The following is a 24,488-nucleotide window of genomic DNA, read 5'->3' as shown; positions in this document are numbered from 1 at the left end:
AACCCTCCAATTGCTAAATCAGCAACCACATAACCGTTGTCCGGCATGATAGTGAAGGTGACATCTGCACCGTCATTTACCGATACCGCTCCACTGGGACTAATACTTCCGCCAGCGCCCGCAGATGCGGTAATAGTATATGCCAAGACCACAGTCTGGGGCAGTAGAAACCATATTAAGATTAAAGTAGCGAGTAGCGAGTAGCGAGTAGCGAGTAGCGAGAAAATGCTTCTTACAAGTTTTCTGTTTTCTGTCTTCTGTCATCAATAATCTCTCTTTTTTCATTTTACCCGCCCCCATTTACCTATGCTCGGTGTTCAATTTTATGTTTTCGATTCTTTCCAAATTACTCATTTTCGCTAACCGCCGACCGAACTTTGTTCTGGTTCATGCTCTATGTGCATCACTTCACCACAACAATCTTCTTTGTCTTCTTATAGTCTCCCACCTGTATATGGACAAAATATAATCCAGAACCAACGACATCGCCATTGCCACTTCTACCATCCCAGTAGTACTTGTGTGTCCCTGCTTCTTTTTCTTCATTTGCGAGTTCTCTTATTCTGTGGCCTCTTGCATTATAAAGATCTAATCTTACCTGAGCTTGTTTTGATAATTCCACTACGATTATTGCTTTTTCTCCTTTTAATGGATTAAACAGATTGTTATAACAATCTGCTGGTAGTTCTCCGAATTCTTTATCTTCTCTTAACACTTTAATGGTTACTGTATCAGTATCTGTTAACCCTCCATCATCGGCGACAGTTAGTGTAATTAAATGTTCTCCAGTGGATAGGGTTACCGTTGGATTTATACCATTAGCAAGCTGTGAATTGCCTTCACTCCAGATAAGGCTTACAATTGTACCATCCGGGTCTCGTGAAGCTGAGCCGTCAAGGGTGACCTGCTCTTCTCCATCGTTGTCTTCGTCAATTAGCGTCTGGTCCGATCCAGCGTTGGCTGTGGGAGCCTGATTTACGGGGCTACCCAAATCGGTTATATAAATATGCACTCCTAATTCGTCAAATGTGTCTGTAAAGTTATTGCCTGTTGCTTGCAATGCTCTTGATTCATCATAGACAGTAACATAAGCATCTTGGAGGATTCTGTTTACGGTAAATGTAGCAACACCGCTTTTCCTGTCAGTATAATCGTAACTACTGTCACCTTCAACAGCAAAAATGTAAATCTTATTATTATATTTCTTGACCATTGTTTGAACGGTTAAACCATTTGTTGCGGTGACATTTACACTGACATCTGTTGGGTCTTCTGCTAAGACGATGTCCTTCAAACCAGTGATCTGTGAATTTGTTCTGATCATCTCAGCCTCTATTTGTGGAGTTAACCTATTGTAACTAAATGGGTTGAATGCTATTGTAAAGTAGCCAATTGCTTTTGCTCCATTCACGATCGATAGCCAGGCTTCTGCCCTCATCTCATAATCATAAGGACCTCTTGTTTCAGGAGCTGTCCAGCTTAGGTCTTGATCCGAGGCCTCAATGATTGGCCAGACGGGTTTACTTTTAGACAGATAAGCAACATAAGCCTCATTGGTTGCTGCTCCAAGCTCATATATTCTTTCCGGTTTATTCCACCCTGTTATGGGGTAATGGTCATAAGATATTATATCTCCCAGTGCCATATACTGGTCATACCAAGAATAATCTCCGTTCATCCATGAGATACGAGATCTGTAATAATCATAAAAGCATGCTGTAAGTAAATTAATCGTTGGTATTCCCGGAAATTGGCTTTTGAAATTATCTTCTCTCGCTTGTATTTCACTTGGATATTCCTTTGGGCCTGCTGATCCTAACTCAGGTTCGTGACAAATAAGCGCTGCTAACAATGCGGGATGGTCTGCTGTAGTTGCATCAAGGTAATTAACGTGAGGTACCATATAAATACCTCTTGCCTGTCCTGCGTCAAGCCAATTAATGACAGGTCCATCACCGCCGTCGTAACCTACTATAGTATTTATGCCCAAATTTTTGAGATAATTTAATCCTGAAATCCTCTGATTCCAGACAAATATCGGAAAGAACTTTTCTCCGCCTATTATTAATTCATTGTTAGGACCAATTGTTATATTGTGAGAATCTGATGCGGTAGAAAAGGCCCCTATTTCCGCTGACACACTCTTGTTACCAGCATCATCTACGCTATAGACTTCATACATATTGCTATCATTACCATTTGCAGCATCAAGATAATAGGTTGGGCCCCGACACACAACTTGCGGCAATATCAGCCACAGCAGGCTTAAAGCTATGATAAAGAGTATGTGTAATTTTGTTTTCATCTTTTCTTTCCTATCATTTCTTTGCCGTCTGTTCCATTTTCTTTTTTGCTTTCTCTATCGCTTCTTTTGATTGTTTATGATTCGGGTCTATCTTTAATACCTTCTCCCACTCCACTATCGCTTCTTTATACATCCTTTTCTTGTAATACGTCGTTGCTCTTATGTAATGCTTTTTCATCTGCCTCACTTTTGCTTTTTTACTTGTCTCAGGAGAGCCCATGCGTAAGGTGATTGCCACCTGGTGGGTATTGTCCAATACATCCATCATCCTATACCCGTAATCCAACTGCACCCATTTATACCTTATACTTGCTCCTATACTAACCTTGTTGTCATCATTTATCTTATACCCTCCTCTTATCCCTAACATATCCCCTATCCAGCATTCCCCTCCTAAGTTGTATCTGATATCGTCCTTCAGTACCTTTATTCCATCTATCCCTACTACCATCTTTACTATCCTGCCTATCTTTTTCTCATAACTTCCTCCTAATCTTATGGTAAGGGGCAGACTATCTGCTTCCTCTATGAACTTCATTCCTGTCCCCATGTTCTGTAGCGCCACTCCCAGGCCCAACCCTCCTACCTTATGCAAAACTCCCACATCTATCCCCAATGCCCCTGCTTTGTATTCCTCCACTAATGTTGATTGAATCCACTTCACCATTACTCCTGCATAGGTATTTCCTGAAAACCTGGCTATCTCTTGAGCGTAACATAGCCCTATCTGATAGTCGCTCTCTGCTTTTAATGTTTCCCTCGACTTTATTGTTTCATCTGGATTTAACTGAATCCACTCAAAATCTCCTCCTTGATAGGCAAGTACTCCTATGCCGATACTTGCTTCGTTACCTAAGAGTAGCCCTCCCTTCAAGGGATAAACCAGGTTTAGCGCTTCATTGCGTGTATCAATTATGTTTTGATGATACATGGCATTAAGTTCTATGTTCCTTACTGTGGCAATACCTGCCGGGTTATAATACATAGCTGCTGCATCATCTGATAGACCTGTGGCTACTTCTCCCATACCCAATTGCCTCACCCCTATTGCCTGGTTTACAATTGCCACTCCTGTCACTGCTTTTGCTAATGCCACTCTGGTTCCAAATAGCAAACATAATAACAATACCATCAATAATCTCTCTTTTTTCATTTCACCTGTCTCCATTTTCTCGTTCCAATAATATTATACACGGGTTATGTTATGAATAGGTTAAGAAAATGTTAATTTTTTGTTAATTCCTAAGTGGGTTCTGGGAAAATTTACAAAAAATTTACAATTTCTTTACACAAATGTTATATTTTGGATATAAACTTTTTAGAAGAAAAAGAGGAGGAGTGTGCGCCGGGGAATAAAAGTCGACTTCTATCTAGTTTTACTAGGAGAGGGGCCATGAGTTCAAAAAATAGATTATAGCCGAATTATCAAAGATTATTAAGGTTTGGTAATTCGGTTTTTTATTTTTCAGGTGAGGGAATTTTTGAGGGAGGGTTTCTACGAGGAGTCAGTAATGGGGAAGGAAGATTTAGCCAGAAGAATAAGAGAGCTGGGAGAAGAGTTGGGAGAGAAGACCTCGGAGTTGGTTAATACCAATAGTAAGCTGATAGAACTCAGGAAAGAGTTATCAAGAAAAGTGAGTCAGAAGACGAAGGCACTATCTTTTCTCTACAGGATAGAAAGAGATGTTTCAAATAAGTTGAAGATGGAGGATGTTTTAAAGGTAATCGTGGAAAAGGTGGGTTCGATTCTGAACGTGAAAATATGCTCTATCCTCTTAATAAATGATAAGACTGGCAAGTTGTCAGTTGAATGTGCTAAGGGACTGGAACAAAAAATTTTGAAGGAGACAGAACTTGAAGTGGGAAATAAGATTTCGGGCTGGGTAGTAAAACATAATAGGCCAATTTTGGTGAAAAATATTGAGAAAGAGACTCACTTTGCTAAGAGAAGTGAGGAGAAGTATTATAATAAATCTCTAATGAGTGTTCCTTTGGCTATAAAGGATAAGGTTATAGGAGTTATCAATGTAAACAATAAAAAGTCGAGAAGAATCTTTAATCAGGAAGACTTTCGATTGCTCAAGCAGATAGCTGCTCAGGTGGCTATAGTTATCGAAAATGTTAGACTTTACAAGAGTTTAAGCAATCTTTATATGCGCACCATTACCACCTTAGCAGCTACTATCGATGCGCGTGACCATTATACCAGGAGACATTCGGAGATGGTGGCTGAATACGCTGTAGCTATTGCTGAAGCGATGAAACTCCCTCCTGAGCGGGTAGAGCTTATCAGGCAGGCTTCCCATTTACACGATATTGGTAAGATTGGAGTGCACGACTTTATCCTTCTCAAGCCCGATAAATTAACTGATGAAGAATGGGAAGAAATAAAGCTCCATTCGGTTAAAGGCGCTGAAATACTGGCTCCTCTGATTGTTTTCCTTAACGGAGTAATTGATATGGTCAAGCAGCATCACGAAAGATATGATGGGAAAGGTTATCCCAGCCACTACAGAGATGAGGAAATAGATATAGGAGCAAGGATAATGGCTGTAGCTGATGCCTTTGATGCTATGTTATCAGAAAGACCGTATAGGAAAGCATATTCTAAAGAGAGAGCAATTAAAGAGTTGAGAGAAAATAGTGGAACGCAGTTCGATCCGAAAGTTGTGGAGACTTTTCTTGAGATGTTAAATAAAGGGACAGGGTTAATTCAAAACAGATATCAATGATTACCTGATAGATTGGCAAAAAAGGGGACTGTCCCCCTGGAAAAAGGGGACTGTCCCTTTGTTTATTTTGGAGTAGCAGAGCTTGCTCTGCGATAACTAATCGCGAGACAAGTCTCGCTACTCCAGCTCTGCGATAACTAATCGCGAGACAAGTCTCGCTACTCCAGCTCTGCGATAACTAATCGCGAGACAAGTCTCGCTACTCCAGCTCTGCGATAACTAATCGCGAAACAAGTCTCGCTACTCCAGCGGAAGAAAAGTTTGACTTTTTAGACTATTTATGGTATATTTGGATGCGGAAAAATTTAAGTGGTGATTTGAGATTCCTATAAGATAAGAAGCAGGGAGGATATGGTGGTATCCCGAAACAAGAAAGCCATAATGGATGCAAAGGAAATTTCCCGGACAATAAAGAAGATGGCTCACGAAATTGTGGAGAAGAGTTGCGGAATAAAAGACCTTGTTATTGTGGGCATTCAGACCAGGGGAGTCCATCTTGCCAAGCGGATTGCCAGGGAGATAGAGAGTATTGAGAAGAAGGAAGTGCCCGTGGGGGCTCTGGACATCACTCTCTACCGCGATGATGTGGATTCGATAGCACATCAGCCTCTGGTTAAGGAAACAAAAATTCCTTTCGATATTACCGATAAGAAAGTAGTCCTCGTTGACGATGTTCTCTTTGCCGGAAGGACTGTAAGGGCTGCCCTCGATGAACTGATAGATTTCGGCCGGCCCAAAGTCATAAAATTGGCAGTGCTAATCGATAGGGGTCTTAGGGAACTTCCCATCCAGCCCGACTTTGTAGGCAAAACCTATCCCACTTCTAAGAAAGAGCTTATCTCGGTGAATTTGAAGGAAGTGGACGGCGAAGACAGCGTGGTTGTAAGAGAGGAGTCATAAATGCGGTTGAAAAATAAGGATTTGCTCGGCCTGGAATATCTGGACAAAGAAGAGATAGATCTAATTCTAGAGACAGCCAAGCCATTTAAGGAATTGTTTACCCGCTCGGTAAAGAAGGTTCCTCCTTTACGGGGTAAGACGGTGGTGCTTCTCTTCTACGAGCCCTCGACGAGAACCAGAATTTCTTTCGAGCTAGCAGCCAAGAGGTTGAGCGCCGATGTTTTGAATATTTCCGCCTCAAACTCCAGCGTGGCCAAAGGCGAAAGTCTAATCGATACGGCAAAAACTTTAGAAGCAATGAAGGCCGACTTCGTGGTGATTCGCCATTCCATGGCAGGAGCTCCCCAGATTCTTGCCAGAACAATAAGTGCCTCCATAGTTAATGCTGGGGATGGAACTCACGAGCATCCCACGCAAGGGCTGTTGGATATGTTCACCATCTGGGAGAAAAAGGGGAAACTTTCGGGCCTGAAGGTTGCTATTGTGGGAGACATTCTCCACTCGCGGGTCGCCCGCTCAAATATCTGGGGATTGAATAAGATGGGAGCAAAGGTGTATGTGGTAGGGCCAGCAACTTTGATACCTCCCAGGATTGAACAGATGGGCGTAAAAATCTTCTACGATCTGGACGAGATAATTGATGAGCTTGATGTGATTAACATTCTGAGAATTCAGATAGAAAGACAGAAAGAGAATCTATTTCCTTCCTTGCGGGAGTACAATGAAATTTTTGGCATTACCGATGAAAGATTGAAAAGAGCGAAAAAAGATCTTCTGGTAATGCATCCCGGTCCGATGAACAGAGGCATAGAGATATCTTCTTCCGTGGCAGAGGGGCCACGCTCCGTAATCACCGAACAGGTTACCAACGGGATTGCGGTGAGGATGGCAGTGCTTTACCTTCTGGCTGGTGGAGATAAGCGGGGTATGAAAAGATAGTAATCACAATCATATCGGGAGGAGCGTGTTGAAACTAGTCATTAGAAACGGAAGAGTAGTCGATCCCAAAAATAAGATTGATAAGAAAGTAGACATCCTGATTGAAAATGGAAAAATAATGAAGATTGGAGAATCTTCAAAATTCAGGCCGGGAGATGTTACCAGGTCTACGACAACCATTGATGCCACGGGCAAGGTGGTCACTCCTGGGTTGATTGATATGCATACCCATTTACGAGAACCAGGTAGGGAAGACGAGGAAACAATCGCTTCCGGAACCCGCGCTGCTGCGCAGGGAGGGTTTACCTCTATCTGTTGTATGCCCAATACGCAGCCGGTTGTCGATTCTGTCTCTGGGGTGAAATTTATTCTCACTACAGCTTCCCAGGAAGGAGTAGTGAATGTTTATCCTATAGGAAGCATAACCAAAGGACGAAAAGGAGAGGAAATAGCAGAGATAGGGAAGATGAGAATTGCTGGAATTGTGGCGATTTCCGATGACGGCAAACCAGTGATGAACACTCAGACAATGCGACGGGCTCTGGAATATGCTAAGATGTTCAATCTCCCGGTCATCTCTCACTGTGAGGATTTAAACCTTTCTATGGATGGGGTAATGAACGAAGGATTTACATCCACAGTTTTAGGTTTAAAAGGAATACCCAGTCAGGCTGAGGAAATAATGGTGGCTCGGGATATCGCCCTGGCAGAGCTGACCGGTGGAAAGTTACATTTAGCCCACATTACTACCCGTCGCTCTGTGGAACTGATTCGCCAGGCGAAGAAGAAGAGAATAAAGGTAACCTGCGAAACCGCACCCCAGTACTTCTCCCTTTCCGAAGAGGATGTTCAGGGTTATGACACTAATACGAAAATAAATCCTCCTTTAAGAACTAAGGACGATATCGAGGCATTATGTGAAGGACTGGCTGATGGCACAATCGATTGTATAGCATCAGACCATGCCCCCCATCTGGACGTGGAGAAAGATTTAGAATATAATATAGCTCCTTTTGGCATAATCGGACTGGAGACGATGTTACCCTTGATTTTTACAAATCTGGTAAGTAAGAAGATACTAAACTTAAATCAAGCAATAGCAAAATTGACTATGAACCCGGCAAATATTCTGGGACTGGAGAAAGGGTCTCTCTCCATAGGGTCTGATGCTGACCTCACCATAATCGATTTGAATCTGAAAAAGAAAATTGGCAACGAATTCACTTCGCAGAGTAAGAATTCCCCATTTATTGGTATGGAGTTGAAGGGATTCCCCGTGACTACCATAGTTGGGGGTAAAGTGGTAATGAAAGATGGAAAGCTCGTTTAGGAAAGCCTTGGCGAATTTATCCTCACTTCCTAGGGAACCTCTTTTTTTACCGAAGGCGGAAAAGCATATCCTTAAGTCGTTCTGAAAAAATCCCCCATGTTTCCAAGAGGACAGATATGGTGCAGGTTGATGCGAAGATTTTAGAGAATGAGGAAATTGGGCCAGAACGGTATAAGATGGCCCTTTCTGCTCCTCAAATTGCTCGCCAGGCGAAGCCCGGCCAATTTATTCATGTAAGAGTTTCTAAAAGTTTTCCTCCTCTTTTGCGCAGACCCTTTAGCGTCCATCGTGCGCAAGGTCAAAAGATTGAGATACTGTATAAAGTTGTGGGGAAAGGCACAGAAATTTTAAGCAGAAAGAAGGGAGGAGAATATCTGGATATTCTGGGTCCTTTGGGGAAGGGGTATCAGTTACCATCTGCCACCCCAAAGATATCAGATATTATCCTTGTAGCCGGAGGCACAGGGGTGGCTTCCCTTCTCTTCTTAGCAGAATCGATTTCCGTTGCCAATCCCGAATTATCAATTCTCGTTCTCATTGGGGCTAAGAATAGAAAGGAACTTCTGTGCGAAGGAGATTTTAGGAGATTGGGTTGTCGGGTGGAGGTAGCTACGGAAAATGGCACAAAAGGATATAAGGGTCTGGCCAGCGATCTTTTACAAAAGTGCCTACCACTTTCAGGGGATAAACCTAAGTCAACGGTCTTTGCCTGTGGGCCTTCTGGGATGCTAAAAATGATAGGAAAGATTTCCAGGAAACATCGATTTCCCTGCCAGGTTTCCTTAGAGGAACGCTTGGCCTGTGGAGTGGGTGCTTGCCTCGGTTGCGTGGTTAAAACCAAAGGTTCTACTTACACTTATAAGCGAGTCTGTAAAGATGGCCCTGTCTTTGACGCTGGGGAGTTGATTTGGGAATGATGCGAAAGGCAAAAGAGAAACCCCCGAATTTAGCAATAGAGCTCGCAGGAATTTCTTTGAAAAATCCTGTAATGGTCGCCTCGGGAACATTTGGCTACGGAGAAGAGTATGCCCAGCTTGTAGATTTAAATAGGCTGGGAGCAATTGTTGCCAAGACCATTACTTTAAAGCCGAGGCTGGGAAACGAACCCCCCAGGATGGTGGAGACTGCCTCAGGGGTCCTAAACTCAATTGGTCTACAAAATATTGGTATAGATGCGTTTATTAATGAGAAATTACCGTTCTTCAGGGAATACGATGTTCCTTTAATTGTGAGTATTGCTGGTGAGACCACAGATGAGTATGTGCAACTGGCGAAGACCTTGCAAGGAGAAAAGATTACCGGGCTGGAATTGAATCTTTCCTGTCCCAACATTAAATATGACAGAAAACTTATGTTCGCCCAGAACCCCCAAGCGACTCATCAGGTGGTCAGTAGAGTAAGGAAGGCGATAAGCCTTCCCCTTATGGTGAAGCTTTCTCCTAATGTTACGGATATAGCTTCTATTGCCAAGATGTGTGAGGAAGCGGGAGCGGATGGAGTCTCCCTGATAAACACATTTTCAGGCATGGCAATAGACGTGGAAAGTAGAAAGCCCATATTACGCCAGATTACAGGTGGACTTTCCGGTCCGGCAATTAAGCCGATAGCTCTCAGGATGGTCTATGAAGTCCATAAAGCAGTGAAGATTCCCATAATCGGTATAGGAGGAATTATGACCGCCGGTGATGCCTTAGAATTTATTATTGCTGGGGCGAAAGCTGTTGCTATTGGCACAGGTAACTTCGTTGACCCCCTAACCCCGATTAAGGTTATTGATGGAATAAGAGAGTATATGGTAAAGAATAAAATTAAAGATATAAAATCAATAGTAGGGAGCTTGAAGTGTCCGAAAAGCTGATTGTAGCCCTTGATGTTGAGGAGATAGAAAAGGCAGAGAATTTAGTCGATTCTCTGATTCCCTATGCGAAGTTGTTTAAAGTTGGTAGTTTCCTGTTCACTGCTTGTGGCCCGAAAGTTTTAGATATGGTAGTAAGAAAAGGAGGGAAAGTATTTTTAGATTTAAAGTATTGTGATATTCCCAATGTAGTGAGTAACTCTGTCAGAATGGCCCAAAGACACGGGGTCTTCTCTTTGACTCTCTCTATCCTTGGGGGGAGGAAGATGTTGGAGGAGGCAGCTTTGGTTCATCCCCGACCTCTCCTCTGGGGAGTTACAATTTTGACCAGCATAGACTCTCCCGATATGAAGGAACTGGGAATATCCAGAGAGATTGGTGATGAAGTTGTAGCTCTGGCGAAGATGGCCGAAAGCGCAGGATTGGAAGGTGTCGTGGCTTCCCCTCTTGAAATTGAACTCATCAGGAAGGCTACCAGAAAAGATTTTCTCATAATTACCCCGGGGATAAGACCTCTGGTGGGGGAGAAGTCTCTACTCGATGATCAGAAAAGGGTAATGGCTCCTGGCGAAGCTTTAAGGAAAGGAGCCGACTATATCGTTGTAGGAAGGCCAATCATAGAAGCTCCCGACCCTGTTGAGGCAGTTAAAGCGATATTGCAGGAGATGGAGAAGTGGAGTTGACTGAGAGAGAGGTTTTAGAGATATTCCAGAAAAGTGGTGCACTGCTTTCCGGACACTTCAGGCTCTCTTCTGGTTTACATTCGGGAAAATATCTTCAGTGTGCGTTGGTTCTTCAATATCCGGATTTGGCGGAAAAGCTTTGTAATCAACTCGCCTCCAGGCTTGAGCTTCGTGGGTCAAAGATTGATGCTGTCATCTCTCCCGCTATTGGAGGAATAATCGTTGGTCAAGAGGTGGCTAAAGTTTTAGGCTGTCGAGCCATATTCTACGAGAGAGAAGAGGGCAAGATGAAATTACGTCGTGGATTTGAAATACGAAAAGAGGAAAGAGTGGTAGTTGTAGAAGACGTAATCACTACAGGTGGTTCGGTTAAGGAGATAGTAGAGATTGTGCAGGGTATGGGGGGAAAGGTCGAAGGAATTGGAGTAATTGTTGACCGTAGCAAACCTTCCCTTTCAGATGAGCTGGTTACCCTAAATTTACCCTTAAACAGTCTTCTGAGAATAGATATAGAGACTTATTCTCCCGAGGAGTGTCCGATTTGTAAGAAGGGAATCCCTTTACAAAAACCGGGAAGCAGATAATTTAATAAGGAGTAGCAGACTTCAGTCTGCGTTTGGAATATGAGTTATGACGTATAAATTTGAGGCAGAGGATGGCCAATATTCTTCCTTTTAGAGGCATTTTCTATAATCGAGAAAAAATAAAGGAGCTATCGTGGGTCCTTGCTCCACCTTACGATATTATCTCTAGTGAGGCACAGGAGAGGTACTACGAGATGAGTCCATACAACGTAATCAGACTCATTTTAGAAAAAAAATTTCCCGGCGATAATGAAGCCAATAATAGATATAACAGATCAGCCCAGTTTTTCCAGGAGTGGCTTGAGGAAGAGATACTAATAAGGGATGATTCGCCCGCTATCTATCTTCTGGAACAGGAATATGAATTGAGAAGCGATATGTTCGGAGAGGTGGCTCCTGGAGGTAAAGGAAAAATTATTAAAAGGCGTGGCTTTATAGCTCTTACCCGGTTGGAGGATTTCTCTAAAGGAATAGTGCGACCACATGAAGGAACAATGGCTGAGCCAAAGAGAGACAGGTTGAATCTTCTCCGGGTTTGCAGGGCAAACTTCTCCCAGGTTTTTACCACATATGAGGACGCAGAGAATAGAATTGATAAATTGTGGAAGGAAAAGAGGAATGAAAACCCGTCAATCAACGTTATCAATGAAGAAAATGTCAGGCATAGGTTGTGGAGAATAGACGAGGAGAAGTCAGTTAACTTGATGGTGGAAGGAATGAGAGATAAGAAATTGTTTATCGCCGATGGTCACCATCGTTATGAGAGTGCCCTGGAGTACCGAAATGAATTGAGAGAGAATAATCCCCGACATTCGGCCCAGGAGAGTTATAACTATGTGATGTCATACTTCGTAAATATGAAAAATGGTGGGCTCGATATTTTGCCTATTCATCGAGCAATCAGGAGCTTTGCAGGGTTTGATGGAAAGAGATTAATTGCGGAGGCGGGGAAATATTTTGATATAAAAAAGTTTAATAACCTGAAAGAACTATTGGGTCAGTTGGAAAACGAGAAAGCAAAGCACAGAACAGGGATGTATATGGGAGAGAATGAATTTTACCTATTAAGTTTAAAAGATGAAAGAATTACTAAAGGGTTGATTAAAGGAAGAGCAGATATTTTTTGTGAGCTCGATGTAGTAATATTACATACTTTGATTATCGAGAGGGTTTTGAAAATTTCCCCGGAGAGTCAACAAAGTATCACCTATTCCGAAAAGATTAATGAGGCGGTTAGTAAAGTAAGAGATGGTTCGCATTGTGTAGCCTTTTTCCTCAGGCCGGTAAAGGTGTCAGAGTTTAAAGCGGTAGTTGAAGCCGGGGAGATAATGCCCAAAAAATCAACATTTTTTTATCCCAAGTTGTTAAGTGGTTTAGTAATTAATAAAATTGATTAGCTTTGCTACTCCTGGGTCTTTAGGAGTCCTCCCGAGAGGGAGGTTCGGGCGACCGCAAGGGTCGCCCCTACGCGATTCGCAAGAACTCCAGGGTCTTTTTGGAGTAGCGAAACTTGTTTCGCGTTGAGTGGGAAGGTGAACATGAAAAAGATATTTCTACTGGTTACTGTTCTTTTGATGATTGGCTGGCTACCCAATATTTCTCTCAAGGCAGCTGAGGTTGAGGAGGAGCCGGTCTTCCACTACCTTTTGGGGAGTATGTATTATGAGGACGGGGATATAAGAGCTGCTGCTTCGGAATATGAAAAGGCAGTGCAACTGGATAGTAGTTCACCATTTCTTCACATGGAGATGGGAAAAGTATATTATGCTCTAGGGCAGTTCGATGAGGCGGTGGAGGAGTTTTATGGTACTTTGAATCTCCAGGAAAATAATCGAGAGGCTTACCAGTATTTGGCGGAGATTTACAAAAGGAGAGAACAAGACTCGGAAGCCATTGAATTTTATAAAAAGATAATAGAGTTGAATCCTGAAGATTTGGAAGCCAAGCTCGATTTAGCGAGAATGTACGAAGAGATGAAAAAAATTGACCTGGCAATTGAGGAGTACAAAAAAATAATTAAGATAGATCCGGAACAATGGGAAGCTTGCCTTTCCCTGGCGTCAATTTACGAATTCCAGGGTAAATACAGAAAAGCAATAGAAGGGTACTTAAGATGTATAAAAATCGACCCGGAAAATCCGCAGATTTATAATAAACTCGGTGCACTCTATTTTTCTATTAAGGATGTCTCCAAAGCGAAGGAAAACTTCTCCAAGAGTTTAGAGATAGATCCCCATAATTTAAGAGCTCTCCACAGCATGGCTCTGATTTTCGAGCAGGAGAAAGACTTGGACCGGGCAATCGAATACCTTGAGAAGATTAATTTCCTCCAGAAAGATGTAATGGAGACATATCTCCATCTGGGAATTATATATTTACAGAAAGGCGATTATCAGAAAGCGAAAGAAGTTCTGCAAGAAGCAACTGAATTCAAACCGGAGGATGCCAATATCTGGTATTTTTTGGGAATTTGCCTGGAGGAAGAGAAGAAATATTCTGAGGCAGTAGATGCTTTTTCTAAGGCAATAAAATATGACCCACAGAATACAGAAGCCTATTTCCATCTGGGTATCTGTTATGACCGGCTAAAAAATTTCAACCTTTCTTACGAAGCTTTGGAGGAAGTAATCAGGATGAATCCCCGCCATGCTCAGGCGCGCAATTACCTTGGTTATTCCTGGGCTGAACGCGGTATAAATTTAAATGAGGCGTTGGGACATATTCAGAAAGCCCTGGAGATTGATCCCGAAAACGGCGCCTACATCGATAGTCTGGGCTGGGTATACTTTCAGCAAGGGGAGTATGTAAGAGCTCGGGAAGAGTTGAAAAAAGCAGTAAAATTGATGAAGGACCCTGTAATTTATGAACATCTTGGTGATATTTATAATAAACTGGGTGAAACCAGGAGAGCTCTTGATGCATATCGTAAAGCATTAGAACTGGATGCAGAAAACGAGAAGTTAATGGAGAAAATAGGAAACGCAAAGAAACAATTGAAAGAATAATGAGAATTCGAGCTTATGGGAAGATAAACTTGTATTTACAGGTATTGGACGATTTCCCCAGAGGGAGAAAGGGATACCATAGGCTACAGACAATCTACCAAACTATAGGTCTATATGATGAGATCATTTTATCCAACACTGAAAGCCAGGGGATAAAGGTTCTCTGCGACCATCCATTAGTTCCAAAAGGCCCAAAAAATCTGGTGTATAAGGCAGCATCATTATTGAGGAGATATGCGGGAGTCAAAAGGGGCATAAACATAGAAATCATAAAGAATATTCCTGTTGGCGCTGGATTGGGTGGTGGTTCATCCGATGGAGCAGCGACCTTGAAGGGGTTGAATAGATTATGGAAGTTAAATTATGGACGCAACACTCTACTTCCCATATCGGCACAACTTGGCTGTGATGTACCCTTTTTTCTTTATGGCCATACTGCTTTCGGGGAAGGGTATGGAGAGATAGTGACCCCACTTCCCGGGATAAAGAAGAAGTGGGTTCTTTTAATTAAGCCCGATTTTATGCTCTCCACGAAGTGGGTTTATGGACATCTTGGTAAAATAGGGTTGACAGAGCCTGTAAATATTATTAAAATAAAAACTCGCCAGTGTCAATCTGGAAGAAAAAGGAAATCTTCTCTTTCGGGAAGTTCGCTTCTGATTGTTGGCAAGATAAGGAAGATTTTGAAAGACAGCGTAGAGAAATTGATTTATAATCGGTTAGAAGAAGTGGCTATTGCCTACTATCCCGTTATTTCTCAAATAAAAAAAGAGCTTCTGGAAGGAGGTGCTGATTGTGCTTTAATGTCGGGCAGTGGCCCGACAGTTTTTGCTCTTTTGAAGGACCAGAGAGTAGGGAAAAAGTTACAGAAGAGAATGGAGAAGTACAAATTTTCTACTTGGCTGGTAAAAACAGTTTAGAGCTGCTCAAAGTGAAGGGTGCGATTTAGCAGTCGGTTTTGTCTGGAAATTTGTTTTCAGAATTCCGACTACAATGCTGCCAGTGATGGTAATTCATTACCGCCAATTAGCCGTTCATGGCGCGTGAGTTTTAACCCTATTGAGCATCCGATGATTGGTAAAGGAGGAAGCAAAGATGCAAATTACGGAGGTGCGAGTCTACCCGAGGAATGAGGAGAAGCTAAAGGCGTTTGTTACGGTGACTTTTGATGACTCTTTTGTGGTTCGCAATCTAAAAGTGATCCAAGGGCAGAATGGATTGTTTGTGGCGATGCCTTCGAGAAAAATGGCTGATGGCAGTCATAAGGACATAGCTCATCCAATAAAGAACGAGGTTCGCAGAATGATTGAGGAGAAAGTTCTGGTTGCCTATCAAGAAAAGATTAAGGAGACTCCTCTTCGAACTGAGTTTGGGGGTGGTGAAGTACCAGCAACAGAACCGGCAAAAGCAAAGGCAAAAGAAAAAGAAGAAGAAAAAGAAGAAGAAAAAGAAGAAGAAAAAGAGAAAAAATAAACCCATTTACTTTTCGTAGATTGGGGAGTAGCCAAGCGGAAAGGCAGCGGCCTTTGGAGCCGCCATCATAGGTTCGAATCCTATCTCCCCAGCTTACATTTGAAGTGATGAATGTAGTAGTAGAGTAAAGTTCTGCTTTATTGGTAGTGTAGGGGCTTGTCCCCGTAAAAATTACGCCCATAAAGGGCTACACTACGGACAACCTTTGGCGAAGAACCGTATTTTTCTTATTGTAAGGGTTCGATTTATCGAACCCATTTCTTTGCGTCTCGATTATGGGTGGTGAACTATTTTGAGAAATCTGGTTTCCATTATTCTTGCGGCGGGAGAAGGTACGAGGATGAAATCGACCTTGCCCAAGGTTTTGCACCAGATATGCGGTCAGCCGATGCTCGTTTATGTGTTGAAGGCTGTCCTGAAGGCTGGTTGTCGGAAGAATTATTTGGTATTAGGACATAAAGGGGAGAAGGTAATCGAAGTGTTAAGGAATTTTCTACCACTGAGGAAAAGAGGGATTGAATTTGTCAAGCAGACCAAGTTACTTGGCTCGGGACATGCGGTTCTTCAGGTGAAAAAAAACTTGAGGGATTATAGAGGCCATGTCCTGGTGGTTTATAGTGACCTTCCTCTTTTGAGTGGAAGAACTCTGAACAGGCTAATTCAAACCCATTATAAACAGGATAATTCTCTGACTATCCTGGGTACTACTTTGGAAAATCCCTCTGGCTATGGAAGGATTATTGAGAATAGTAATGGGAAAGGGATAAAAATAGTAGAGGAGAGAGATGCTACCCCAAAAGAGCGGAGAATTAATCGCGTTAATGTTGGGGTGTACTGTTTTAGAGCGGAAGATCTATTTAAAGCGGTAGATAAAATTAAGCCAGATAATAGAAAAAGGGAGTATTATCTCACGGACGCAGTAGAGATTTTGGGAGAGATGGGCAAGAGGGTAGGAATGGTTATCACTAAAGATTCCCGCGAGGTTGAGGGAGTAAATAATCGAAAACAACTGGTAAACATTCAAAAATATGTTAATATGAAAAACTTAGAACGTTTGCTGCTAATGGGAGTTACAATTGTCGACCCATCCTCAACTTTTATCGATTCCACAGTAAAGATTGGCAGGGACACGATTATTTATCCTGGTTCGACAATTTTAGGGAAGACGAGAATTGGGGAAAATTGTAAACTGGGCCCTTATGCCTTCATTCAGAATTGCCAGATAGAAAATGGGGTAGAGATCCGCGCGTCCTTTATCTATGGTGCCAAAATTGCTGAGAGAGCAAAGGTTGGTCCTTTTTCCCACATTCGCCCAGGGACGTTCGTTGGAGAGGAGGCTAGGGTAGGAAATTTTTGTGAAGTAAAAAAATCGAGAATTGGTCGGGGAACAAAGGTTTCTCACCTCTCCTATATAGGAGATGCCTTTTTGGGAAAGGACATTAACATAGGCGCAGGAACAATTACCTGTAATTTTGATGGCGTTAGGAAAAATATAACCCGGATAGGCAACGGTACATTTGTTGGTTCGGATGCAAAATTTATAGCTCCGGTCAAAATTGGAAAGGGTGCAGTCATTGGTGCTGGCTCAACGATTACAGAGGATGTACCTGCGGGTAAATTGGCTATTGCCAGAGCAAGGCAAGTAATTAAGGATAGGAAGAAAAAGATTAAAAGATAGTTTGTTCATCGCTTGAGGAATTTCTTGACATAGGAAAGGTCCGGAGTCCTCCCGAAAGGGAGGTTGATAAACCGAAACCTTGCTTTCGCAAGGACTCCAGTGAATTATTAAGTTATAAAGGAATAGCGAAGCAAAGCTTCGCGTCAATGGAGATAGTTAATTTATAAGGAGAGGAGTTATTATGGGAAATGCATTAAAGATATTTACTGGAAGGGCAAATCCTAAACTGGCTGAAGAGATATGTAGATATGTTAAAGTCCCTCTGGGAAAGGCAATGGTTACGCAATTTGCTGATGGTGAATGCAGGGTGAAGATAAAGGAGAACGTTAGGGGAACTGACTGTTTCATAGTTCAGCCTACCTGTCCCCCGGTAAACGATAATCTAATGGAACTTTTGACCATGATCGATGCCTTTTGCCGGGCTTCTGCAAGGAGGATTACAGCTGTTATTCCTTACTACGGTTATGGTCGACAGGACAAGAAGGACGAACCCCGTGTTCCCATTACAGCTAAATTGGTTGCTGACTTAATTACCGCAGCGGGGCCCCATCGAATTCTCACTATGGACCTCCATGCTGCTCAGATTCAGGGTTTCTTCAAAATTCCTGTTGATAATCTCTATGCCACAGCGGTTTTGCTTGATTACTTCGAGAAAAAAAGTTTAAAGAAGTTAGTAGTAATTTCACCTGATCCTGGAGGAGTGGAACGTGCTCGTGCTTTTGCCAAAAGGATAAAAGCTTCGCTGGCATTAGTGGATAAACGCCGTCCAGCAGCCAATGTGGCTTCAATAATGAATATCATTGGCGAAGTTGAAAGTAGAGATGTGATTATTCTTGATGACATGATTGATACTGGGGGAACAATTGCAGGCGTGGTCAAGGCATTAAAGGAGAAGGGTTCTCGGGATGTCTTTGCTGCCTGTTCCCATGGAGTCTTATCCGGTTCGGCGGTGCAAAAGATTGAGGAGTCTCAACTGAAGGAGCTGGTGATTACCAATTCCATCATTTTAGGAAATGAAAAGAAATGTAAAAAGATTACTGTCCTTTCAGTTGCCGGGCTTTTGGGAGAGGCAATTAAGAGAATTCATAAAGAGACTTCAGTCAGTACGCTGTTCGTTTAATTATTTTTTGGGAGGTTACAAGTGGCTCAGGAAGAAGTAGTCTTAAATGCTCAACTGAGGGAGAATACCACCAAGGGCAGGACCTATCAGCTGCGTCGGGAGGGGAAGCTCCCGGCGGTGTTATATGGGGGGAAAGAGCCGGTGCTACCCGTAGTTATTGACCAGAAGGAATTTTTTAAAGCTCTACATACAGAGCACGGAGGGAATGTGATTATCTCCCTTTATGTTTCCGGCTCAGGAGCTGCTGCCTCCAAGACAAGAGAAAAACCTGTACCAGTAATTATTAAAGAGATTCAGATAAATCCCGTAACCAGGGATTTGCTCCACATCGACTTATATCGCATATCTTTAAGAGAAGAGATTCAGGTTAATGTTCCAATTAAAATTTATGGTGAAGCTCCTGGAGTTGAGAAAAGTGGAGGAGTGCTCGACCACGTTGTCCACGAAATTGCAGTAAAGTGTTTACCAACAAAAATACCAGATAAGATCATTTGTGACGTCTCCTCCTTAGAAGCAGGAGAGACCTTGACCATTAAGGATTTAAAAATACCCCAAGGTGTAGAAGTTTTAGACGACCCGGAAAAGATTGTGGTAAGCATTATTGCTCCTACTATAGTAGAGGAGAAGCCGGTTGAGGAGGAGGTTGCTCCTGAAGAGGCTGCAGAACCTGAGGTTATTGGTAAAGGAAAGAAAGAAGAAAAAGAAGAGGAAGAGAAAGAAGAAGGGAAAGAAAAGGAAAAAGAGAAGGGGAAGGAGAAAGAAAAAGAAAAAGTAAAAGAAAAGAAGAAAGAGAAGAAGAAAGAGAAAAAGGAAGAAGGGGCTAAACAGTGAGGCTTGTCGTTGGTTTGGGCAATCCTGGGAAGCAGTATGAATATACAAGGCATAATCTTGGATTTAGAGTGGTAAATGCGCTCTCCAATCAATGGGGAATAAAGCTCACCAGACATAAATGTCTTTCGCTGATTAGCGAGAAAAAGCACTCCTCAGTTTCTTGCCGCAAAACTTTTAAGTGGACATCCAATGCTTTAAGTAGAAGTTTCTCTCTCCCAACTATTATTCTGGCCAAGCCCTTGACTTTTGTAAATGGTAGTGGGGAAGCGGTGAAGGCTCTATGCGATTGGCTCAAAATAGGGGAAGAGGGAATTCTGGTTATTTGTGACGATTTTAATCTTGAAAAGGAAAAGTTGAGGTTGAGAAAAAGGGGCTCCTCTGGCGGGCATAATGGATTGGAATCTATAATTGAATCCTTAAGTTCAGAAGAGTTTCCTCGTTTGAGGTTGGGAATTGGTAGGCCGGAAGAAGATCTCGATCCCGCCGAATATGTCCTCCAGAAATTTAGTGAACAGGAAGAGAGTTTTGTGGAGGAGATGGTGGGAAGAGCATGCCAGGTGGTAGAGGTAATAATTACTGAGGGTATTGATGCAGCAATGAGTATAAAATGGTAAGAGATGAAGGGATAGTTTTCGGAGTCGCTCGGTAGTGTAGGGCTTTATGCCCGTAAGAATTACGCCCATAAAGGGCTACACTACAGAAAACCTGGCGGATTTGAAGCTCCTGAAACTATCCCTTCATCCTCAGTCGCGTAGGGGAGACCCTTGCGGTCGCCCTTAAGAGGTGGATAGATGAAACTGTTTACCCTTTCTATTTTCGTCATAGCTTACTTTTTTTTTATCTGGAAGAAGCAGTATAAGGCACAGGTATGCTGGGTTGCCTGTGCTGTTTTGTTCCTTTTCGGGATAATTAGATTTTCTGACATTTTCACCATAATCAATTGGAACGTGTTGGGTATTTTCTGGGGGACACTGGTTTTGGCTCAGCTGTTCAGTCTTTCTGGCGTCCCAGCCTATTTGGCTAACATTTTGGTAGTAAAGGCAAAATATGTTAACTGGGCAATTCTTTCAGTCTGCCTGGTGGCAGGAGCTATTTCTGTTTTTGTAGAGAATGTGGCCACTGTCCTCATAGTTGCTCCCATAGCTCTGGCAATCGCCCGGAAGTTGAAAGTGAGTCCTGTTCCTTTTTTGATCGGTATTGCCATCTCCAGTAACTTACAGGGAGCAGCTACCTTAGTTGGTGATCCGCCAAGTATAATCCTGGCAGGATTCGCTGAGATGAACTTTAACGATTTTTTCTTTTTTTCCGGTAAACCTTCCATCTTTTTTGCTATTCAACTTGGTGCATTGGCATCTCTGGGAGTTCTCTATTCTGTTTTTCGAAGAAATAAAGAACGTGTGGGAGTTGTGGAAAGGGCTAAGGTGACAACATGGATACCAACTTTTCTATTGGGTTTTATGATTCTAAGCTTGGTGGGAGCTTCTTTTCTGGGAACTTCCATTGACCACCGTCTTTCAGTTAATCTATCAGGGATTATTTGTATGGTCTTTGGTTTTATTGGCTTAATGTGGCACGAGCTGACTGGGTTGGGAGTTAGGAAATTTAATCGAGGAAAACTGGGAAGTACCCTCTTCCGTGACATCAGGATTCTCGACTGGGAGACTTTCTTCTTTCTTGCCGGCATCTTTCTCATAGTGGGCTCCTTAACTAAAGCGGGAATTATTGATGATTTAGCCAGTTTCTTTATACGCTTTGCGGGAGACAGTAGATTAATGGCCTATTTGGCAATTGTCTGGGGCTCGGTCTTCCTTTCTGCGTTTATAGATAACGTTCCCTATGTCCTTACCATGCTTCCCGTCGTGCGCAGTTTATCCCTGGGAATGGGAATGGATCCTTACCTTCTCTATTTTGGCCTGTTGATTGGCGCTTCTGTGGGAGGGAACATTACTCCTATTGGTGCCTCAGCTAATGTGGTTGCCTGTGGAATGTTGAAGAAGCATAACTATACTGTAGATTTTATGCAGTTTGTTCGCATCGGTTTGCCATTTACCTTCTTTGCAGTATTAGCCAGCTCTACTTTTATCTGGCTAATTTGGAAATAGTGTAGCTGCAAAGCGATAGCTCTGCCTCAGTAGGGGCGACACTCAGTGGTCGCCCGAAGGAGGGACGGCACAGAGTCCGTCCCCTACATAAGAAGGCAAAGCTTACGCTTTGCTGCTACAAGAAATGCTTACTACACCAAATCCCCTCGCACGATGGATTGAAAAGGCAGGTTTAAAATGGCTATCAATTTTAGAAAGATAATTGAAAGACAATTTTTCGCTGGATTAGCTGTCCTCTTGCCCATAGGACTGACCTTATATATCGTCTGGATTCTGTTTAATCTCGTGAGTAAATCTTTCGCGCCTTTACTGATAAGGATTCCTCTTTTGCAAGAAATGCCTGTTGTTGTGCTAAGGGTTATAGGGGTTCTAATAACCTTCGTCATCATCTGGATAATTGGTCTGGTAGCCACAAATATTGTTGGTAGAAAAATCCTTAAATTACCAGAAGTTCTGCTACTCAAAGCCCCTGTAGTTAACCGCATTTATCAGACTATAAGACAAATCATTCAGACGATAATTGTCTCCAAGACAGCCCTGCGCCAGGTGGTGCTGGTGGAGTATCCTCGCAAAGGAGTTCAAACGGTTGCTTTCGTAACCAACATCCATGGGGAAAAAGGGAAAAGAAAACTTTCCCTTCTTATTCCCACAACGCCAAATCCTACTACTGGTTTCTTCTTGATTGTTCCTGAGGAGGAAGTAATTCCCCTAAAAATGACGGTGGAAGAGGCTATGAAGTTGATAATTTCAGCTGGGATTATTACTCCCGAAAACTATTCTATCGAAATTACGAAAAATAATTCTCAAGATTAATGGAGGATGAAGTGGTTGAATCGCTCAGAGGTTTACCCGGTATAGGAAGTGCTTTAGGGGCAGGATTTCTTGGATTATTGTTTGTGGTCTATCTCTCCATAAAGATTCTCAGAAAAAGTCAGGGAACAGAGAAGATGAGAGAGATATCGGAAATGATTCACGAGGGGGCCATGGCCTTTCTTTTCCGTGAGTTTTCGGCGATTGTTCTCTTCGTGGTTACCTTGGGCGTGGTTCTTTACTTTTTTGTGGCTAAAAAGACAGCAATAGCATTTGTAGCAGGAGCATTCTGTTCCGCTCTGGCAGGCTATTTAGGAATGCAGATTGCCACTCGCTCGAACGCCCGTACTGCCCAGGGAGCTACCAAAAGCTTTAATGAAATGCTGGGGATCGCTTTTCCCGGCGGAGCAGTAATGGGGCTTAGTGTTGCCGGTCTTGGCCTATTCGGATTATCTCTTGTATTCTTAATCTTTCTCCACCACGCCGGTCTCCATTATGAAAACTTTCTGGATAGGATTATCGAGGCAACCCAACTTATCGTTGGTTTCAGTATGGGGGCTTCATCTGTAGCCCTTTTCGCTCGTGTTGGTGGTGGAATCTATACCAAAGCTGCCGACATGGGTGCGGATTTAGTGGGCAAAGTGGAAGCGGGCATTCCCGAGGACGATCCTCGTAATCCAGCAGTGATTGCAGATAATGTTGGAGACAATGTTGGCGATGTTACGGGTATGGGCGCAGACCTTTTCGAATCCTATGTAGGGGCAATAATTTCGGCAATTGTTATTGCCGTAGCTTTTCAAAACATTAAGGGAGTAATGTTAGCACTGCTTCTGCCTGCCTGGGGAATTATCTCTTCCATTATTGGAATCTTCTTCGTCCGCACCGCTGAGGGAGAAGACCCTCAGAGAGCTCTGCGTAAAGGAATGATTGCCAGCGCTTCTCTTTTCATAATTGGCGCCTTTTTCCTGGCAACTTTCTGGTATGGAAAAGTCAATGTCTTCTTTGCCATTCTTTCGGGATTATCTGCGGGAATGGTTGTGGGATTTACTGCGGAGTATTATACATCGGGCAAAGTTGTGCGAGATATAGCCGAATCATCCCGCACTGGTCCAGCTATTAATATTCTCCAGGGAATATCCTCGGGAATGTTCAGTGTAGCAATTCCTGTAGTAGCCATAGGAGTGGCTACTATTGTTGCTTATAAGTTTGCAAATATTTTTGGCATAGCTCTTTCGGCGGTGGGGATGTTATCCATCACAGGGATGACTGTGGCTATAGATGCCTATGGACCAATTGCTGATAATGCTTGTGGCATTGCCCAAATGGCGGGAATGGCTCCTGAGGTGAGGCGGCGAGCTGAAAGGCTCGATGCAGTGGGCAACACAACCGCAGCCATTGGTAAAGGATTTGCTATTGGCTCTGCTGCTTTAACTGCGTTGGCTCTGTTCACTGCTTTTGCCCAGACAGTTGGATTGAGCGTATATGACGAAGTTACAATGACTTCACAACTTATTATAAATATAATGAAACCACAGGTTGTTGCTGGACTGTTTATCGGCGGTGTGGTTCCTTTTCTCTTTTCTGCAGCCACAATGCAGGCAGTGGGCAGGTCGGCTTTTAAAATCGTGGAAGAAGTGAGAAGGCAGTTCAGGGAGATTCCCGGGCTTATGGCTGGTACGGCAAGGCCGGATTCGGCTCGCTGTGTGGATATTGCCACTCGGGGAGCTTTGAGAGAGATGGTGGTTCCAGGAATTGCAGCTGTCCTCTTGCCTCTCATCGTAGGGACCATTTTAGGAGTGGAAGCACTGGGTGGGTTTTTGGCTGGCTCTCTTGTTACAGGAGTTCCCCTGGCAATATTTCTCGCTAATGCAGGTGGAGCCTGGGACAATGCCAAAAAATATATTGAGGAAGGCAATTTAGGTGGAAAGGGCTCGGAAGTGCATAAGGCTTCGGTCATCGGAGATACTGTGGGAGACCCTTTCAAGGATACAGCGGGTCCCTCCTTAAATATCTTATTGAAGTTGATGGCTATTGTATCTTTAGTATTTGCTAATACGATTCTGGCATTCCACAACTGGTTGGTCATCCTCTTCCTATAAAAAACAAAAAAGGTGACAGGTACTTTTTTTGCCTGTTCCTTT

21 protein-coding genes and 1 tRNA gene are annotated in these 24,488 nt (G+C 43.0%); 20 read left to right on the top strand and 2 right to left on the bottom strand.

The annotated features are described in order from the left end of the window. Positions 1–403: 403 nt before the first annotated feature. Together VMW39_01100 and VMW39_01095 are read right to left on the bottom strand one after the other, a co-directional pair. Positions 404–2,305, bottom strand: coding sequence for a PKD domain-containing protein (locus VMW39_01100; GenBank protein HUW22617.1), 1,902 nt, complete (start codon positions 2,303–2,305; stop codon positions 404–406). A gap of 13 nt (positions 2,306–2,318) precedes the next feature. Further along, entirely contained in the window at positions 2,319–3,458 is a 1,140-nt protein-coding gene (locus VMW39_01095; GenBank protein HUW22616.1) for a PorV/PorQ family protein, read from the bottom strand. A gap of 358 nt (positions 3,459–3,816) precedes the next feature. On the opposite strand from VMW39_01095, the gene VMW39_01090 reads away from it, so the two are divergent. The 20 genes from VMW39_01090 (at position 3,817) to VMW39_00995 (ending at position 24,446) form a co-directional block, all read left to right on the top strand. Then, complete coding sequence (locus VMW39_01090; GenBank protein ID HUW22615.1) at positions 3,817–5,037, top strand: HD domain-containing phosphohydrolase; 1,221 nt, start codon at positions 3,817–3,819, stop codon at positions 5,035–5,037. Positions 5,038–5,388: 351 nt separating this feature from the next. Further along, positions 5,389–5,937: a bifunctional pyr operon transcriptional regulator/uracil phosphoribosyltransferase PyrR gene (gene pyrR / locus VMW39_01085; protein ID HUW22614.1), complete on the top strand. Its 549-nt coding sequence runs from the start codon at positions 5,389–5,391 to the stop codon at positions 5,935–5,937. Beyond that, the gene (locus tag VMW39_01080) at positions 5,938–6,876 is read left to right on the top strand and encodes an aspartate carbamoyltransferase catalytic subunit (GenBank protein HUW22613.1); all 939 of its coding nucleotides are present in this window, start codon (positions 5,938–5,940) and stop codon (positions 6,874–6,876) included. It begins immediately after the preceding gene. A gap of 28 nt (positions 6,877–6,904) precedes the next feature. Continuing rightward, entirely contained in the window at positions 6,905–8,206 is a 1,302-nt protein-coding gene (locus VMW39_01075) for a dihydroorotase (protein HUW22612.1), read from the top strand. A gap of 116 nt (positions 8,207–8,322) precedes the next feature. Further along, complete coding sequence (locus tag VMW39_01070) at positions 8,323–9,123, top strand: dihydroorotate dehydrogenase electron transfer subunit (protein HUW22611.1); 801 nt, start codon at positions 8,323–8,325, stop codon at positions 9,121–9,123. Next, positions 9,123–10,064, top strand: coding sequence for a dihydroorotate dehydrogenase (locus VMW39_01065; GenBank protein HUW22610.1), 942 nt, complete (start codon positions 9,123–9,125; stop codon positions 10,062–10,064). The genes VMW39_01070 and VMW39_01065 overlap by 1 nt, the downstream gene beginning before the upstream one ends. Then, positions 10,049–10,744 (top strand): orotidine-5'-phosphate decarboxylase, encoded by a 696-nt coding sequence (gene pyrF / locus VMW39_01060; protein HUW22609.1) that lies wholly within the window; start codon positions 10,049–10,051, stop codon positions 10,742–10,744. Before VMW39_01065 ends, pyrF begins: the two co-directional genes overlap by 16 nt. After that, a complete protein-coding gene (gene pyrE, locus VMW39_01055) occupies positions 10,741–11,328 on the top strand; it encodes an orotate phosphoribosyltransferase (GenBank protein ID HUW22608.1) in 588 nt (195 codons plus the stop codon). Before pyrF ends, pyrE begins: the two co-directional genes overlap by 4 nt. Positions 11,329–11,399: 71 nt before the next feature. After that, positions 11,400–12,725, top strand: coding sequence for a DUF1015 domain-containing protein (locus VMW39_01050; protein ID HUW22607.1), 1,326 nt, complete (start codon positions 11,400–11,402; stop codon positions 12,723–12,725). 141 nt (positions 12,726–12,866) lie between these two features. Beyond that, on the top strand, positions 12,867–14,333 hold the full coding sequence (locus VMW39_01045) for a tetratricopeptide repeat protein (GenBank protein HUW22606.1): 1,467 nt from the start codon (positions 12,867–12,869) through the stop codon (positions 14,331–14,333). After that, on the top strand, positions 14,333–15,253 hold the full coding sequence (ispE, locus tag VMW39_01040; GenBank protein ID HUW22605.1) for a 4-(cytidine 5'-diphospho)-2-C-methyl-D-erythritol kinase: 921 nt from the start codon (positions 14,333–14,335) through the stop codon (positions 15,251–15,253). The genes VMW39_01045 and ispE overlap by 1 nt, the downstream gene beginning before the upstream one ends. A 175-nt stretch (positions 15,254–15,428) precedes the next feature. Beyond that, positions 15,429–15,806, top strand: a complete 378-nt coding sequence (gene spoVG, locus VMW39_01035) for a septation regulator SpoVG (GenBank protein HUW22604.1) — start codon at positions 15,429–15,431, stop codon at positions 15,804–15,806. 21 nt (positions 15,807–15,827) lie between these two features. Beyond that, positions 15,828–15,898, top strand: a tRNA-Gln gene (locus tag VMW39_01030). A gap of 200 nt (positions 15,899–16,098) precedes the next feature. Then, on the top strand, positions 16,099–17,484 hold the full coding sequence (glmU, locus tag VMW39_01025; protein HUW22603.1) for a bifunctional UDP-N-acetylglucosamine diphosphorylase/glucosamine-1-phosphate N-acetyltransferase GlmU: 1,386 nt from the start codon (positions 16,099–16,101) through the stop codon (positions 17,482–17,484). Positions 17,485–17,665: 181 nt separating this feature from the next. Next, positions 17,666–18,604, top strand: coding sequence for a ribose-phosphate pyrophosphokinase (locus tag VMW39_01020; GenBank protein ID HUW22602.1), 939 nt, complete (start codon positions 17,666–17,668; stop codon positions 18,602–18,604). 21 nt (positions 18,605–18,625) lie between these two features. Further along, positions 18,626–19,435: a 50S ribosomal protein L25 gene (locus tag VMW39_01015; protein HUW22601.1), complete on the top strand. Its 810-nt coding sequence runs from the start codon at positions 18,626–18,628 to the stop codon at positions 19,433–19,435. After that, positions 19,432–20,049: an aminoacyl-tRNA hydrolase gene (gene pth, locus VMW39_01010; GenBank protein ID HUW22600.1), complete on the top strand. Its 618-nt coding sequence runs from the start codon at positions 19,432–19,434 to the stop codon at positions 20,047–20,049. Before VMW39_01015 ends, pth begins: the two co-directional genes overlap by 4 nt. A gap of 177 nt (positions 20,050–20,226) precedes the next feature. Then, a complete protein-coding gene (locus VMW39_01005; GenBank protein ID HUW22599.1) occupies positions 20,227–21,537 on the top strand; it encodes an SLC13 family permease in 1,311 nt (436 codons plus the stop codon). Between the two features lie 177 nt (positions 21,538–21,714). Continuing rightward, complete coding sequence (locus tag VMW39_01000) at positions 21,715–22,350, top strand: DUF502 domain-containing protein (GenBank protein ID HUW22598.1); 636 nt, start codon at positions 21,715–21,717, stop codon at positions 22,348–22,350. Positions 22,351–22,361: 11 nt separating this feature from the next. Further along, positions 22,362–24,446 (top strand): sodium-translocating pyrophosphatase, encoded by a 2,085-nt coding sequence (locus VMW39_00995; GenBank protein ID HUW22597.1) that lies wholly within the window; start codon positions 22,362–22,364, stop codon positions 24,444–24,446. Positions 24,447–24,488: the final 42 nt, after the last annotated feature.

Source organism: bacterium, from assembly GCA_035530055.1.
Lineage (GTDB): Bacteria > UBA6262 > WVXT01 > WVXT01 > WVXT01 > WVXT01.
Note: the sequence above shows the minus strand (reverse complement) of the source record. Positions and strands in the feature narration are given on the sequence as shown.